Source organism: Parapedobacter flavus (assembly GCF_035818675.1).
Classification (GTDB): Bacteria; Bacteroidota; Bacteroidia; order Sphingobacteriales; family Sphingobacteriaceae; genus Parapedobacter; species Parapedobacter flavus.
The window spans coordinates 73,331-89,520 of sequence record NZ_JAYKZZ010000010.1; the positions used below are offsets into that span (position 1 = coordinate 73,331).

A 16,190-nucleotide genomic window follows, 5' to 3' on the forward strand; every position below is an offset into this window, starting at 1 on the left:
GCAGCCCACCTGTCATGTTTCCGGGGTCACAGCCCCAAATAGCCGATCGCCATGCCGATAAAGACGCGACTGATCGTAATGAATTTCCTTCAGTTTTTTGTGTGGGGCTCTTGGCTCATATCGCTCGGTAGTTATATGGGTAGTCAACTCGGATTTTCGGGCCTGCAGATCGGGTCGGTTTACTCCACCATGGGTATCGCTTCCATTTTCATGCCAGGCTTGCTCGGTATCGTGGCCGACCGCTGGGTGAATGCCGAGCGGGTCTACGCCACCGCCCATCTTATCGGTGCCTGTGCGTTGATTGGCGCGGCGAACATGACGGATTTCAGTTCGTTTTACAGTTTCATGCTGCTTAATTCGCTGTTTTATATGCCTACCCTTGGGTTATCCAATGCGGTGTGCTACAATGTGCTTTCACAGCGGCAATTCGACGTGGTGAAGGCCTTCCCTCCTATCCGGGTTTGGGGTACGGTTGGCTTCATCGTAGCCATGTGGGCCGTCGACCTGCTGGGATGGACCCAAAGCACCAACCAACTGTACGTATCGGCCGCAGCCGGCTTATTACTGGCCGGATATGCCCTCACCGTTCCGCCCTCACCGCCCTATCTCGACGAAACCCGCAGAAAAACGCTCATATCATCTTTAGGGTTGGATGCGTTTGTATTACTCAAAAAGAGAAACACGGCGCTGTTCTTCCTTTTCTCGCTCCTGTTGGGCGCTGCGCTGCAGATTACCAATGCGTTTGGTGGACCATTTCTAAACGATTTCAAATCCATGTACCCCGATTCGTTCGGCGTGCAGCACCCCAACTTGTTACTTTCCATCTCGCAGCTCTCCGAGACATTCTTCATCCTGTTGATCCCCTTTTTCCTCACCCGTTTCGGTATCCGCAAAGTAATCCTGTTTAGCATCATCGCCTGGGTTTTCCGCTTCGGGCTGTTCGGACTGGGGAATCCTGCCGACAAACTTTATCTATTGGTACTGTCGATGATCATTTACGGCATGGCGTTCGATTTCTTTAATATCTCGGGCTCGTTGTATGTGGAGAAAGTTGCCGAGCCGAAAATCCGTTCGAGCGCCCAAGGTTTGTTTATTATCATGACCAATGGCTTCGGTGCCATCATCGGCGGCTACGGAAGTGGGTGGGTGGTCGATCATTTTACAGGCGTAGATGGTATTCGCGACTGGCCGAGCATCTGGTTTACCTTTGCCGGCTATGCCCTCGTACTGGCTATTCTTTTCTTGTTGGTGTTCCGCGATCGGCGGGTAGCCACCACGCTGGTCACTTCCCCATCTTGATGTGCATAAGGCGACCGTCTACGGGAAGTTGCTCCACCGACGTTACGCGCACCAACTCATGGTAGCCCGGGTATAATGGATTCAACAAGCAATTGAATTCCTTCGGATTGACGGCCGAACGTATCCGGACGCCTAGGTAACCGGCGTCCCGCATCAAGCGATCGCCCAGCCGTTTGTTCTCCAGTTGCCCAAGTTTCATCCATTGCTTGGGATACGCCGAATCGGGCAAGGTATAGATCATCCCCGGCTTCTCCATTACGCTGATTTCCATGATAAACAACTTCGGCGGCGTAATAGCCGCATCGAAATGCACCAGGTTTTCCAGGTAAGCCAGCGAGCTGTTTTCGCTGGTATAGAGCATATAGGTGCCCGGATTGTTCCAACGTCCTCCAAATTTGTAGGCTCCCATCCCTGATAAGTCGGTGGTCCGCTGCTTCGTCTTCGCAATCCGGTAGAGCTGCATCAAGAATACACCCCCTCTTCAATACGCCCTAATACCGTATTGACCAGTGCAAGACCGGTAGGCATATGAAACAGCTCCAACGGACGCATACTGTTTATCGATCGGTTGGGCGTGGTCAACCAATCGCGTACCTTATCATCATCCTCGAAAACCGCCACCGCATGCTCCACTACTTTGGCAATCTCAATGATATGTGAAGAGGTATGCCGACCCAGTCTATCGTCAGGTCGCTTGCGCTCAATCGTCTTCACCGAAAGATCGAGTACCTCTTCCACAAAATATTTCTTTGCGACACATAAAAACGAAATCAATGCGTCGAGCGATTCACGTTTCAACCCCTCATTACTCAGTTCGATGAGGTCAAACTCCGTTTTTACGGTCGTACCCAAGACTTTCTTGCCGCCTAATAGCGATGCGACATCCCAATAAACCTTCGTTTCCTTTCTGTGACCTACTTCCATATGCGACATTTTTCCAAAAGTAAGGATAATTTGTCGTATTTCAAAACAAGTTATTGACACTGGCTACGACGCATTCCAGGGCAGACACGGAGGTCTTGATAAAAGAAAACTAAAAATATTTGCATTACACATCAAAAGATACTATCTTTGTTGGCAACAAATTTATTTCTAAACCCAAAAAACTAGACCATGGAAATTAAGAAATTAAAAAGAAGAAAATTCCGGCACCTAACCGACGAAGAGTTCGAAAACCCGCTAATAGCGTTGGTGGAATTATGCTGTAGTGAGACTTCGTTGGATTATACAGCAGAAGACACGCATCGATTCATCCGCGCGACTGCTTGCCGAAACAGCGGCTTCAACGGACAAGATTACGGCGAAATGTTTTTTCTATATGAGCGATTCCTCAAACACATCGAATTACTCTACGTCTTAATGGTTCGCTACCCTGATTGGAAAACCGCGAGAGAAAGCCCGCTATACCGAACAGAAGTAGTAGGCCTCTGCCGGGAAATCTACGACGAAGATATGTATAAAGGTACGCTCGTTAAGTTTAATAAATTAACGATAGACGAATTTTGGGATTTACGCAGGTTCATGGAGGTCTTTTTCACTTTCAAAACACTCGCTGAATGGCAAACTACCTTAGACGAAATGATACGTTTGGTATTCAGCGATGAAAGTTTTTCGGAATACTACGACAACGCGTACCAAATCTTTGAGTACTTGGACAAGCTAAGCGAAGCTATGTTTCTCGCCTATTTAATCCGTGGAAAGAGCTATATGCTTAGCCATTGCGCCGAACGGTTCGGCATAAAAAAGAAAAAGCTTGTTGATGCTTGACATCACCAATCAGACCAAAATGCAATTCGAAACAATCGTATCTAACACTACTTAAATAACCTTAAACATTAAATCAACATGATGTGGCTCATTACTATAAAGAGAGCAATATTGACGAGGATAACGAAGAATAAACGAAAACAGAAATTGACGAGATACCTGAGGGCGATGCATAGCATTGAGAGAACCAACAAGTAAACTAACAATTGCCTTCCGGGTGGCGGGCGTAGGACGCCGCTCGGAGGTGATTGCTTATCATGAAACACCTTTCCCGATAATTATGCCTACCTTTGCAGCCATCCGCTCAAAATATCCGTATTAGACCGGGTAGCGATGTTGTTATGTATTCAACATCTTTAATATTAACATTTTGCAATTTACATCATTGAATCTTTCCAAGCCCATTATGGAGGCTTTGGAAACTGCGGGTTATGAAACCCCCACCCCCATACAAGAACAAGCCATCCCCACTATTTTACAACGCCACGATGTTTTGGCATGTGCGCAAACAGGCACCGGCAAAACAGCCGCCTTTTCGCTGCCCATCATCGAGCAGTTGCTGGTGAAGAAAAACGAGGGGACCTATCGCGGGCCCAAAGCGCTTATCCTTGCACCTACGCGGGAACTTGCCATACAGATCGGCGAAAACATTGCCGTATACGTGAGTAAGACCCATCTGCGGCATACCGTCGTATTCGGCGGCGTCTCAGCGGTCAACCAGATCAAGGAGCTGCGCAGGCGTCCGGAAATATTGGTAGCTACGCCCGGCAGACTGCTCGACCTCATCAACCAACGGGTATTATCGCTGCAAAGTGTCCGGTTCCTCGTGTTAGACGAGGCCGACCGCATGCTTGACATGGGTTTTATCAAGGATATCCAGCGCGTCATCGCCATGATTCCAACCGATCGCCAAACGTTGTTATTTTCGGCAACCATGCCCAAGGAGATCGAAAAACTGGCCAGTGCCATCCTCCGCAACCCGAAGCAGATTGCCGTTGCGCCCGTTTCTTCTACAGTCGATACCATCAAGCAAGCCGTCTACCCGGTGGCCAAGCCCGATAAGATCAACCTCCTCGCCCACCTCGTGCGCGAGGAAGGTGGTGATAATGTTTTGGTGTTTTCCCGTACAAAACACGGGGCCGATAAAATTGTCCGTAAACTACGGAAGGTAGGCATCAGCGGCGAAGCCATCCACGGCAACAAATCGCAACAGGCCCGCCAGAAGGCGTTGAAAGCATTCAAAGCGGGTACCATCACGGTGTTGGTCGCTACCGACATCGCCGCGCGGGGCATCGATATTGACCGGTTACAACTGGTCATCAACTACGACCTGCCCAATGAGCCGGAAACGTATGTGCACCGCATCGGCCGTACCGGCCGGGCGGGTGAATTGGGCACAGCCCTTTCTTTCTGTGATATCGAGGAGCGTGAATACCTTTGGGATATCTGCAAGCTGATTAAACAACAGTTGCCGATGGTAACCGACCATCCGTACGTACCAAAGGACCTCACTGAATACGAGGAGAAACCAAAGCAAGCGCAGGCAGCTGCAAATCCGAATAAAAAGCGAAACAACAATAAGCGTAGGCGGCCGCAGCACCGTTACCGCGCTGCTGTTTAAAAATTTGAGAGCGACTTGGCTTAGGTAAACGAAAGCCAGTCGCTTCCAGTTACATAGTCGTCGATCACCTTCACTCGACTATCCAAGTATAAATTGGACACGAGGTGTGCAATATCCCTGCGTAGATGTTCAATGCTACCGGTTACCAAGTCGTCCCGGAAGCCATCGTTAGCGAGGGCCAACACATAGCTCGCCGCGATAACCCGGCTGATTATTTTTCCCAAGTCAACCAATTTCCGCTGCATCAGTCCCTCGCCTGGCGCAAAGTCCAATGTATCTTTAAAATACGCCGAAGCGTCGCGGGTAAGATCGTATGTAGCTAAAAATGCGGCAAGATTAGGTTCCTTGCCTTTTCGCATTTTCTTTATCATCATCTCGGCAATCTGGGTATAAAGCATCTCGTTCGAACCCTCAAAAATCTGGAAAGGCCTGCTGTCTACAATACCGCGCCCCGCAATGTGGCTGATCTTGTAGCCATTGGCGCCCGATACCTGCAGGCAAAGCTGCGCGGATTCCTGCATCAGATCTGTCACCAAAGCCTTCATTGCGTTCGCTTCAATGCCTTCCATAGCAAGATTGTTGGCTATGCCGCTAATGTGACTGCTGCGGTGGCACATGGCCGAGCAGATGGTATATGCTGCCTGAATACGCGATAGCTGGAACTGAACAGAATCCAGCGCCAGTAGGTTACTGCTGCCAACCATACGTTGGCTACAGTGACCTATCGCCTCGTCGAGCATCCGCTTGATGAAGCCCATGCCCATTCCCGGAAACTGCATCCTGCTGCGGTGCAGGATGTCAAGCATCATCTTAATGCCCGTGCTTTCGGCAACCAAACGCTGTTGTGCTGGCACCTGAATATCGATTGTATTCAGCCCATAGGGAATCATGTAAAGCCCCAAGTTATTATACAACCGTTCCACTTTAATCTGTTGGGCTGGAACGGCGTTGTCGGTGATGAAGAAATCAATATCCCGGGCCAATTCACCGTTAGGAAGCTGACCACGCGCCGTCACCAACCAGAAGTCGGCCTGCCCTGTAAGGCCCTGCCAATGCTTGGTGCCGGTAATTCGGTAATCTTCACCCGCGGTACGGTAAGACGTGCGCATATTGAGGGCATCACTTCCATAATCCGGTTCGGTAATCATCAACCCGCCCATGCTCTGCTGTGTCAAAAACCGGTCAAATATCGGCGCTTTCACCTGCTCATTAGCATATTTAGATACTGGCTCCAGGAACAACGCGATATTGATACCAAAGGTAAGCGAGAGCGGTAGCGACTCATATGAGGCCGCAGAAAGCAGCGCCAAGCATTCCTTAACGATACTGCCCCTACCCCCATATTCGGTCGGTATTGCTACCGATAGTGGCACCTCATTCATAATACGGGTCCAAACCGCCGCCGGAAGCCCGCGTTGGAGACTAAGTTGGTTGATATCTGCCTGTTCGTAAAAAGCCTCACGGAGCGCCCGCTCGAAACGTTGTATAAAAACGCTCAGCGTATTCTCGTTTGCTATATGGGTTGATAAAGATGTCAATGCCTATCTGTGTGTTGAGTATTCCACAAATCTACGAAAATAGTTGGGCTACCCGGCAAGCGAGCCGATAAAAATGATTTGTACCATCCGCAAAAAAAGCTATTTTTGCAGCACGCATTGGGAAATTAGCTCAGTTGGTTCAGAGCACTACCTCGACAAGGTAGGGGTCACAGGTTCGAGCCCTGTATTTCCCACGGTAGCCCGGCCCATCATCAAGCCGGGCTTTCCATTAAAATTCGCCCATGTCCGCCAGTTCGGCTTTCATCAAAAACACGTTATAAGGCAGCCACATCGACATTAGGAAATACAGGTCGTTGCCCGTTACCGATACGGGATGGATATAAGAACCATACAGCTGGGCATATTCGCTGCCCGACGCCAATGTATATGGTGCGCTCCACGGTCCGGTAATGTCGTCGGCCGTACGTAGGGTCAGCTCATACCGGTCTCCATTAAAATAAGCAACTATCCACTTTTCAAGGGTTTCATTATAGATGAAAGAAAGCTCGCCCACTTTGTCGTCGATGAGTACGGTTGCCCGGTTTTCGTCGCCTTGTACCCACTGGCCAGCTGTGCCATCCCAGTATTCGTAGTTCGGCAAATTTTCGATTTCAGCCTCCAAGAACCGCGCTAGGCGTGCCGGACTATCCCGGCCGGTTTGTGTGCCCACCATATATACATACCCGTCTTTCTTGAAATACCCTGCCTGTCCGAACGAACTGTTGGCCGGGAAGGTCACATCCTCACATTTTGCCCACGTCTGGCCGTCATCGGTCGATTTGTAAAGCCCCGAGTAATTGGTAACCCATCCCGTCCACGACCGCATGTTGAAATAATGCACATAATCAAAACCGGCGGCACGGATGGCCGCTGTGGGGATCGACGTCCAATCGCCGTTGCCCGACACATCCTTGGCGCTGTAGATAATCTCGCGGGCGTTCCCGCCATTGCCCGTGGCCATCGCACTCAAGGTCAACCCATCCGCCAGATCTTTATCGGTCGAGAATGCCAGCACATTGCTACGCCAGCTACCACCATTAGGACCGGGGCTGGCGGGGTTTGGCGCAAAGTCATGACCATAGGTATCGCCAAAGAAGAGGCCATAGGCGCCCGGCTCCATTTCCCACACCACGCCGAGATCCGTACCGCCCACATTCCATGTGGTAGCGGTATTATTCGGACTGGCAAATGTTTCACCCGACATCGGCCTTCCGGTTACCCGCGCAATGCGGGTAACCCTGCGGATAAAAAACCCCCAACGGTTGTCTACCTGCAGGGACAGCTCGTTCGAGACGTTACCATCGTTATAATGGGCCGTAAGTACCAACCGGAAAGATTCCGGGTCGGACGATTGGATGGTGTATGTAAATGCATAGGCATCACCAAGCTCCGACCGGCTTATCTGCCGTGAAAACTGATCGCCCCCGCTTTTCCGCACTAGCACGTACGCGATGCCGTCGAGATCATCGAAATATAACGTTGTCGATACGTTCTTGGTCACCTTATCGGGCACCAGGGTATCAACCGATGCGGTGATCTCATCTGTGGGCACATACGTCGGCATATTGCCATCGCTACCGCATGCAGCCAACAGGCACAGCCATCGGCCTAAAGCGACATATACACCCGCCTGCTTAATATGCCTTAGCCTCATTGCACTTAATTTACTGGACCTCAAGTACCAGACCGGATGAATAGACCCGATCTGGCTTTCCGGTTTCCCGGGCTTCGTCTGATAAATTACCGGCGAGCTTGACCACGAACCGATACGACTTACCCGAATCGATAGGGATTTCAGTCGACGTGCCTTCGCCACCCGCGATGATGACATCGCGGTAGATATCATTCTCTACTTTTTGGATACTCACCTCCAACGGACGCCGAAATGCCGGCGAAATATCGGCCGGAAAATCCCAGGTAATCGTCAGGGTGTTTCCCACCTTGGTATAATCCAGGCCTTCTACATTAGGCAATGAATGGTCAAAATCTTTCTTATCCACGATGCCCCGATCGTAACAACTTGAAAACACTCCAACGGTAAGTATAACCAGCAGGACATGAACTGAAAATCTCTTCATAACGAACGAATATTTGCTATTAGTACCCAATATTTTGTGTGTAATTACCTTTTGCCCAGTTAATTTGTGCCTGCGGTATGGGAAAATACTCGTCGCGCCCAGCCGTAAAGCGCGCCACACCCATCCACGAGAACCTGTCTTTTTCAACATCGAAGTATTCATTCATCGTTTCTTCTAAAACACCCCACCGTTGCAGGTCGAAGAAACGGCGCCCTTCGGCAGCCATTTCCAGACGGTTTTCCCATTGCATGGCTTTCCATGCAAACTCCTTAGTCCACTCGCAATTCACGCCCGGTTTATAGGGCTCGATGTGATAATCCAGCGAGGGTGATCCATCTACCATGACCAGCCGATCCGTGCTATTGGCCGCACGTTCCCGTATCTTGTTGATCAAGGGCAGCGACTCGTCCCACCGGTCCAATTGGATGAGTACTTCGGCCTTCCACAATACCACTTCGTCGTAGCGGATCATCCGTTTATTCATCGAGTTGAATTGCCATCCGTCGTACAGCAGGCAATCGCAATCGGGCGGCACCAGTTCTTTGATGGATTTGAAATAGCCGTATTCTGCCCCGTTCCGGATCCCGGCTTTTTCAAATAACATATCCGCATCGTACTTCCACGGCAGCCCGGGCGCGGCAGCGGTGTGGCTAAAGCGGGGGTCGAACGTGTTTTCTTCAAAATATGCCGCCTCACCATCTGCGTAGCTGGTCTCATTGTAGGTGTCGAATAATGGCAACCCATCGGGACCGGTTTTAAAGGCATTAGCCATGGTATAACTGATTTGGTGGAAACCACAGCACTGGTATCCGCCCCAATTGAACGGGTGATTTAAACCCTCGCTTCGGTTTATTTTCCCGCCCGACGAACTGCCATCGTCAATGGAATACTGGATTTCCCAAATCGATTCTTTGGTGTTGTTGTCAAAAGCGATATCAAAGTTCTCCGCAAAATCGGGTTGCAAGCCCACCTTTGCGCCTTCCTGATCGGTCAGTTTATTCAGGTATGTCAATGCCTCGTTAAGTCGTTCTTTGTTAATGTCCGTCACCTGGTTACGATCATCCTGCTCATAGGCCATGAACATGAGTGTGCGGGCAACCATCGCAGTCGCTGCATTTTTATCAATACGCCCCTTCTCGGGTTGTACCGGAGGCAACAGTTCTTCCGCACGCTTGAAGTCCGCCAGCAGGCGCTCCCATAGGTACTGGTCGTTTGGCTGCGACAAGTCCCGGTTTGCAACCGCTTCAAATTCGGCCGAAGTACCGACCACGTTTTCGTCGATATAAGGAATATACTTGAAGAACTGCTTCAACCGGAAATGGGTAAACGCTCGGATAAACGTCACCTCCCCGAGGCGCGAATTTTTGTTAGGAAAATCCTCCTCCGTAACGGTATTCAACCGCTGTATAGCGGTATTGCACCGCTGGATGATTTGGTAAGATACATACCACGGGTAGTCAAGGGGCCATCCGTTCGGTTGCAGTGTGACGAAAATCTCCATGTTATGCCAACCGTCGCCGTCCCAGGTGCCGCCTCCCCCTTTGTATGAATCGTCCGACCGCAAGGAGCCTGTCCACCATGGGGCGAACGGCGAATCCCACGATGGGATATCCGTTATCCGGGCGTATGCCGCGGTTACAAACCCTTCCATATCGCTGGGTTTCGTGAGCAGCGACTCATCCAATACCTGCTTAGGTGCCACATTCAGGGAATCGGCGCAACCGGCAGCAGCGAGAACAAATGCGGAAGAAAATATAATGAATTTAAACGTTTTCATAATCAAACAATTTAGAAAGTAACATTAACACCAAAAGTTAAAAAGAACGGCGTCAGGTAGCCGTAACCCGGCATCTCGGGGTCAATGCTGGTAAACCGGTCGTCGCCCCAGCTCTTTTTTAACGTGAATACATTCCGGGCCGAAGCATATAAACGCAGGTGCTGCATCATCAGTTTGCTCGAAGCAGCTGCGGGAAGTGTATACCCGAGCTCCATATTCCTCAACTTCAGGTAAGACCCGTTTTCCACATAATAGCTCGAAAAGCGGTTTTCAGCATTTTGGGTTGAGTTGGAGATAGCCGGAATATCGGAGTTCGGATTATCGAACGACCAGCCATCCAGGATACGCGTCTCGTGGTTTTTATGTGCGGGCACGGTAATGTTCCAGAGGTCAGATTCGCGCTTCCAGGCGTTATCCACTTGATTCCCAAAGACACCTTGAAAAAACACGTTCAGATCGAAATTGCGGTAACTCAGGTCGACAGTCATGCCGCCAAAGAAATCGGGGTCGGTAATTCCGATATATGCCCGGTCAAAGTCCTGTACAACACCATTTCCATCCAGGTCCTTATACCGGATACGTCCAACGGCTTTTCCCGGTTGTTCGGCATGGGTATCTACCTCTGCCTGCGTCTTAAATATGCCGTCGGCCACCAGACCATACAAGATATGCGGTGTCAGGCCCAATACCAGATCATACACTCCATCACCGGGATATTTATTGATTACGTTTTCGGGTAAGCTTACGATTTCGGTTTTATAAGTTCCCACATTGGCCGAAATGGCATACCGGAATTCGCGTTGCGGGTCGTTGCGGTAGCCGACTTCAAATTCAAACCCTTGGTTGTTCATATCGGCCCCATTGATCCAAGGCTCACCACCCTCACCCATGGCGGCGATGTAAGGCGTTTGCACGAGTATATCGCTTGTTTTTTTGAAATAATAACCCAATGATCCCGTCAGCCGGTTATCAAAGAGACCAAAATCAACTGCGACATCGGTTTGGGTGGTGGTTTCCCATTTTAGAGCCGGGTTTCCTAGCCATGTCCGGCGATAGCCAGAGTAGAGGTCCCCGTTTTCATTACCCTCGATGGGGTACGAGGTACCAAAGTAGTCGGTTGTAAACGGCGTGGAGGTATAGCCCCGGGGCAATCCTTGCACACTTCCGTTTGCGCCCCATCCCGCACGGAGCTTGAAATCGGATATCACTTCATGGTCCTGCATAAATGGCTCGTTGCTAATCCGCCAGCCCGCAGAAAACGCTGGGAATATTGCGTATCTATTTTCTGCACCGAAGAGTGATGAGCCGTCGCGGCGCACAGTTGCAGAAAGCAGGTACTTCTGATCGTACACATAATTCGCCTTGGCGAATAACGAGAAATACACATATTCATCCGCCGAACTGCCCAGCGAATATTTCGAGCCGGTGGTAATACCGAGGTGGGCAAAATCGCGATCCTCTAGGTACACACCTTCTCTCCTGGCCCAAAAGCCTTCCTGCACAAACCGCGTATATTCCACACCTGCCACGGCATCGAGGCTATGCTTATCGTTGCTCATGTTGTATGACAACGTATTGGTCCATACATAACTCAAGGGATGCGATTGGTCGCTCCGCACGTAATTTTCGCCATCGCTGTTCCGACCACCGGTTTCAGACCATTCCTTTTCCAGGTTACGGCTATAGGAATTGCCGTAATCTACCCCGAATTGCGTGCGTGCTGAAATGCCATTCCAGATATCCAGATCGGCAAACACATTTCCGATCACCTTCACGTAGTTGGCGATATTATCTTGGTTATCTGTCAATACGCGCACCGGGTTGGTAAAGTCATCAAAGCCGGGGGCACCCGCCCATCCACCGTTGATGTCGTAAACGGGGCCAGCGGGCGGATTGATCAATGCCCAACGCAACTCATTCGCATCGCGGAATTGCAGGTAAGAAACGGCGAGGTTCTCTCCTATTCTCAGTCGGTTGTTGATGAGGCTGTACTCGTTGTTGGCACGGATAGAGTATTGCCTGAAGAAGGTATGTATCTGTGTTCCCTCATTGTCGTAATACCCCAGGGAAAACAGGCTCCTGGACCGCTCCGTACCGCTGGAGACCACCAATTGATGGTTGGTCATCACCGCTGGCCGGAGAATTTCGCCAAGCCAGTCCGTATCAGCACCCTTCACCGTTTGTTCGGTATTCAGCCATTCGGCAGGTTTTACCGATTCCAGTACCGGCCGGCCGTTTTCATCCCGGTGCCACGTGAAATCATAGGTGCTCGGCAAATTCATCGCCATGCCATACACCTGCTCATCGTAAGCATATGCCCGGAACGTGGCGATGCCATACTGCTCGGCATTCAACAAGGTAGGCCGGTTAATCACCTTACTCATGGCCACGCTGCCGTTGTACTCCACCTTGGTCTGGCCTATCTTGCCCTTCTTCGTTTGGATCAAGATAACACCGCCCGACGCCCGTGCACCGTAGATACTGGCCGATGCCGCATCTTTCAGTACCTGTATGGATTCGATATCGGCTGAGTTGATATCGCGGAGGTTCAGGTTTTCCGTCGGCATACCATCCAGCACGATCAACGGCTTTACGCCCCCCGACAACGAGGAAAGCCCCCGGACTTGAACGGTAACACCTTCTGCGGGATTACCTCCATTAGTGGTAATATGTACCCCCGATAGCTTTCCTTGGAGGGATTTCATGGCATTAGCCGATGGGTTTTTGGAAATATCCTCGGCCGTAGCCATCGCAATCGAACCGGTAACATCTGCCTTCCGTTGGGTCATGTAGCCGATGTACACTTCCTGCAGCATGGTCTCGTCTTCTCCCATCACCACGTTGATGACGGATAGCCCCTTTACCGGCCGCTCTTCCACTTTCTTACCCGTGTAGGAAAACACGAGGATGGCATCTTCATCGGCTACATCGATCTCGAATGCCCCAGTAGCATTTGTCACGGTACCTACTGTCGTTCCCTTAATGTAAACACTGGCACCCACCAGCGGCTGGCTGGTACCTTCTTCGGTAACTGTTCCCCTCACCTGTTTGGGCTGCAACAAGGTGGGCAGCGGCAAGGTGGCATAGGCATGAACAGTAAGGCCCAGCAGTAAGCAGGCCAACATCATTTTGTTCATCGCTGTTTTCATAAAACTTATCATAATTGGTAATCGTATTTTATCGGGTTTATCCGGGTCCATCCGGTTCGCTGCACAGTGACAAAAACGGTGCGTTACAGCTGTATAGTGAACAGCAACTATCGGTCAGTGCGCTACTTCGTTATACGAAGGTCGGTGGTATTCGCGTTCCATCACACCTCTTCGTTAACCAATGATGACTGTATTTTATCATTACAAGCCCCTTAGATGAATGTAGAATTTACATTTAGACGTAAAATCACCTCTTTTTTAGCTTATACTGACTGTATTTTACCATGTTCTTTCGTGTGTAGGCTTCTCAAATCGATTGGCTGCGGGATTGGTTGCGTTTTTTATCTTTGTGGGGTTTCTTGGCTATGCCGGTCGACTTTTCACATATCGCACTCCCCATCATGGAAATTGTGCCGCAGTTGCGGGAGCAACTCGCTGTACATACGAGCATTATCATTGGTTCGCCGCCGGGAGCTGGGAAAAGCACCATCGTTCCACTCGCCCTTCTCGATGAACCATGGTTGCAGCGTCGCAAAATCATCATGCTCGAACCACGCCGCTTGGCTGCCAGTAGCATTGCCCGCCGTATGGCGGCACTCCTAGGCGAGCAGGCCGGAGAAACCGTGGGCTACCGGGTCCGCTTCGAAAACCAAACGTCTTCGCGCACACGCATTGAGGTGGTCACCGAAGGCATCCTCACTCGCATGCTGCACCAGGATAACGCACTGGAAGATGTGGGAGCCGTTATCTTCGATGAGTTCCACGAGCGACGGTTGCATACCGACCTATCCTTGGCACTGTGCCGGGAAAGCCAGCAGGTGCTACGGCCCGACCTGCGCATGCTCGTCATGTCGGCCACGTTAGATACCGATGCACTGGCCCAACTGCTCGACGCCCCGGTAGTCGAGAGCCAGGGGCGTATGTATCCCGTCGCCGTCATCCACACGGAGGACTCCAGCCCCGAAGACCTGGCTAGCCAATGTGCGCGCACCATCATCCGCGCTTGGCGCGAACAGCAAGGCGATATCCTCGCCTTCCTGCCGGGAGAGGCGGAGATACGCAGCTGTGAACAACGGTTACTTGCCCACCCCATGATTTCGGCCATCCATCCGTTATACGGGCAACTGCCCTTAGCGGCGCAGCATGCGGCCATTCAGCCCAGCCGGGATGGGCAACGCAAGATAGTTTTGGCCACGTCCATCGCCGAAACCAGCCTCACCATTGAGGGTATCGGAGTGGTGGTCGACTGCGGCTATACGCGCACCCTGGTGTATGATCCGCCTTCGGGCCTTTCCCGCCTCCGCACCGAGCACATTTCGCTGGATGCAGCCGACCAACGTACAGGACGGGCGGGGCGTCTCGGCCCCGGTACCTGCTACCGCATGTGGTCGCGCGCTACCGAACAACGCATGGCCGCCTACCGCACCCCGGAAATCCTGCAGGCCGATCTGGCCCCGACCGTGCTCGATACAGCCAAATGGGGGCTGCAAGATGCGGCACAACTCAATTGGCTCACGCCACCACCGGCCAGCAGCGTGGCGCAGGCAAACGACCTGTTGCACGCGCTTGGTGCACTGAAAAACAAAAAAATCACAGCCCATGGCCAAGCCATACACGCCCTGCCCTGCCACCCGCGTATCGCCCATATGCTGTTGGCCGGCAAAACCATCAACCAGCCTGGCCTCGCAACGGACATTGCGGCGCTGCTCGAGGAGCGCGACCCGCTTGGCCGCGATGCCGGCATCGACATCAACCTCCGCATCGAAGCGTTGCGCCGGCACCGCGTTTATGGTAAACAAGGAAAACGCTTCGATAACCTTGAAAAGATAGCGCGCTCCTACCGGAAATTATTGGGCACGACGGTGGATAATGGCCCGGTAGATGCCTACACCACTGGTATTTTACTCACCCATGCCTACCCCGAACGCATCGCCAAAGCGCGGAACGACGGGCGCCACACCTTCCAGTTGGCCAACGGTAAACGAGCGATAGTTTCTGAAGGCGACGGCCTGGCCCACGAGGCTTGGTTGGCCATCGCCTCACTCGATGCCCGCGACGGGCTGGGCAAGGTATTCCTCGCGTCGACGGTCGACCCAGCAGACCTCATCGCGCGGGCCAACGAGACCGAACGTATCATTTGGGACACCAAAAAAGGAGGTGTGGTGGCTACCAGAGACAAACGCATCGGTCACCTCACCATCCAGTCCGTACCGATCCCCCAACCCGGTGACGAGGCTGTAATGCCCGTTTTATACGAAGCCATCCGTACCGAGGGATTCCAGTTACTTCTCTTTTCTGATGCCGTAGTGCAGTGGCAGAATCGCGTAGGTAGCTTGCGGCACTGGCACCCCAATTACGACTGGCCTGATGCAACTACCGCCACCCTCTTGCAGCAGCCAGAAAAGTGGCTCGCCCCGTACCTTTCCGGTGTCCGAAAAATCGAAACGTTACAGAAGCTCGATATATACACCATCCTCACCCATAGTCTATCATTCGAGCAACAAACCGCCCTGCATCGGCTTGCACCAACGGCGCTGGACGTACCCAGCGGGTCGACTATCGGACTCCAATACTCGCCTATCGGCGAACCACCGGTACTCGCGGTGCGTCTCCAGGAGGTGTTTGGGATGATCGATACGCCATGTGTAAACGACGGCCAAACGCCGGTGGTGATCCACCTCCTCTCACCGGGGTTCAAACCCGTGCAGGTCACGGCCGATCTCCGCAGTTTCTGGCAAACCACCTACTTCGAGGTACGGAAAGAACTCAAACGGCGCTACCCCAAGCACGCATGGCCCGACAATCCGCTCCAAGCCACGGCAATGAGGGGTGCGCCCCGACGGAATAAATATTAGGAGATTTCCCCGGCTGTAGAGGTGTTGCGGGTGCAAACTCAAGCTTTTTTTGTCGCATTTTTACGATGGGTTACGCTTTTAAGTGATTATATTTGACACCAACCAA

At 51.6% G+C, this 16,190-nt stretch carries 11 protein-coding genes and 1 tRNA gene; 5 read left to right on the forward strand and 7 right to left on the reverse strand.

Annotation, left to right across the window (positions count from 1 at the left end; genetic code table 11):
- Positions 1–51 precede the first annotated feature (51 nt).
- Positions 52–1,299, forward strand: coding sequence for a nucleoside permease (locus U9S71_RS09225; protein WP_326326953.1), 1,248 nt, complete (start codon positions 52–54; stop codon positions 1,297–1,299).
- Here U9S71_RS09225 and U9S71_RS09230 read toward each other — a convergent pair.
- Together U9S71_RS09230 and U9S71_RS09235 are read right to left on the reverse strand one after the other, a co-directional pair.
- A complete protein-coding gene (locus tag U9S71_RS09230) occupies positions 1,283–1,762 on the reverse strand; it encodes an RES family NAD+ phosphorylase (RefSeq protein WP_326326954.1) in 480 nt (159 codons plus the stop codon). The genes U9S71_RS09225 and U9S71_RS09230 overlap by 17 nt on opposite strands.
- Positions 1,762–2,223, reverse strand: coding sequence for an Xre family toxin-antitoxin system antitoxin (locus U9S71_RS09235; protein WP_326326955.1), 462 nt, complete (start codon positions 2,221–2,223; stop codon positions 1,762–1,764). The genes U9S71_RS09230 and U9S71_RS09235 overlap by 1 nt, the downstream gene beginning before the upstream one ends.
- Positions 2,224–2,412: 189 nt before the next feature.
- Here U9S71_RS09235 and U9S71_RS09240 point away from each other — a divergent pair, with 189 nt between their 5' ends.
- The gene (locus tag U9S71_RS09240) at positions 2,413–3,066 is read left to right on the forward strand and encodes a hypothetical protein (RefSeq protein WP_326326957.1); all 654 of its coding nucleotides are present in this window, start codon (positions 2,413–2,415) and stop codon (positions 3,064–3,066) included.
- Positions 3,067–3,436: 370 nt separating this feature from the next.
- Positions 3,437–4,687, forward strand: coding sequence for a DEAD/DEAH box helicase (locus U9S71_RS09245; protein WP_326326958.1), 1,251 nt, complete (start codon positions 3,437–3,439; stop codon positions 4,685–4,687).
- Between the two features lie 20 nt (positions 4,688–4,707).
- Here the strand turns inward: U9S71_RS09245 and U9S71_RS09250 are convergent, their stop codons facing one another.
- Positions 4,708–6,225: an acyl-CoA dehydrogenase family protein gene (locus U9S71_RS09250; RefSeq protein WP_326326960.1), complete on the reverse strand. Its 1,518-nt coding sequence runs from the start codon at positions 6,223–6,225 to the stop codon at positions 4,708–4,710.
- 119 nt (positions 6,226–6,344) lie between these two features.
- Here U9S71_RS09250 and U9S71_RS09255 point away from each other — a divergent pair.
- Positions 6,345–6,419: transfer RNA gene (locus U9S71_RS09255), tRNA-Val, on the forward strand.
- A 35-nt stretch (positions 6,420–6,454) separates the two neighbouring features.
- Here U9S71_RS09255 and U9S71_RS09260 read toward each other — a convergent pair.
- The 4 genes from U9S71_RS09260 to U9S71_RS09275 are packed head-to-tail and all read right to left on the reverse strand — an operon-like array spanning position 6,455 to position 13,229.
- The gene (locus U9S71_RS09260) at positions 6,455–7,879 is read right to left on the reverse strand and encodes a glycoside hydrolase family 183 protein (RefSeq protein ID WP_326326961.1); all 1,425 of its coding nucleotides are present in this window, start codon (positions 7,877–7,879) and stop codon (positions 6,455–6,457) included.
- 10 nt (positions 7,880–7,889) lie between these two features.
- Positions 7,890–8,303, reverse strand: coding sequence for a DUF4945 domain-containing protein (locus U9S71_RS09265; RefSeq protein WP_326326963.1), 414 nt, complete (start codon positions 8,301–8,303; stop codon positions 7,890–7,892).
- Between the two features lie 19 nt (positions 8,304–8,322).
- The gene (locus tag U9S71_RS09270; RefSeq protein ID WP_326326964.1) at positions 8,323–10,080 is read right to left on the reverse strand and encodes a RagB/SusD family nutrient uptake outer membrane protein; all 1,758 of its coding nucleotides are present in this window, start codon (positions 10,078–10,080) and stop codon (positions 8,323–8,325) included.
- Between the two features lie 11 nt (positions 10,081–10,091).
- Positions 10,092–13,229 (reverse strand): SusC/RagA family TonB-linked outer membrane protein, encoded by a 3,138-nt coding sequence (locus U9S71_RS09275; RefSeq protein WP_326326965.1) that lies wholly within the window; start codon positions 13,227–13,229, stop codon positions 10,092–10,094.
- Positions 13,230–13,594: 365 nt separating this feature from the next.
- Between U9S71_RS09275 and hrpB the strand changes: the two genes are divergently transcribed.
- The gene (gene hrpB / locus U9S71_RS09280) at positions 13,595–16,084 is read left to right on the forward strand and encodes an ATP-dependent helicase HrpB (RefSeq protein ID WP_326326967.1); all 2,490 of its coding nucleotides are present in this window, start codon (positions 13,595–13,597) and stop codon (positions 16,082–16,084) included.
- Positions 16,085–16,190: the final 106 nt, after the last annotated feature.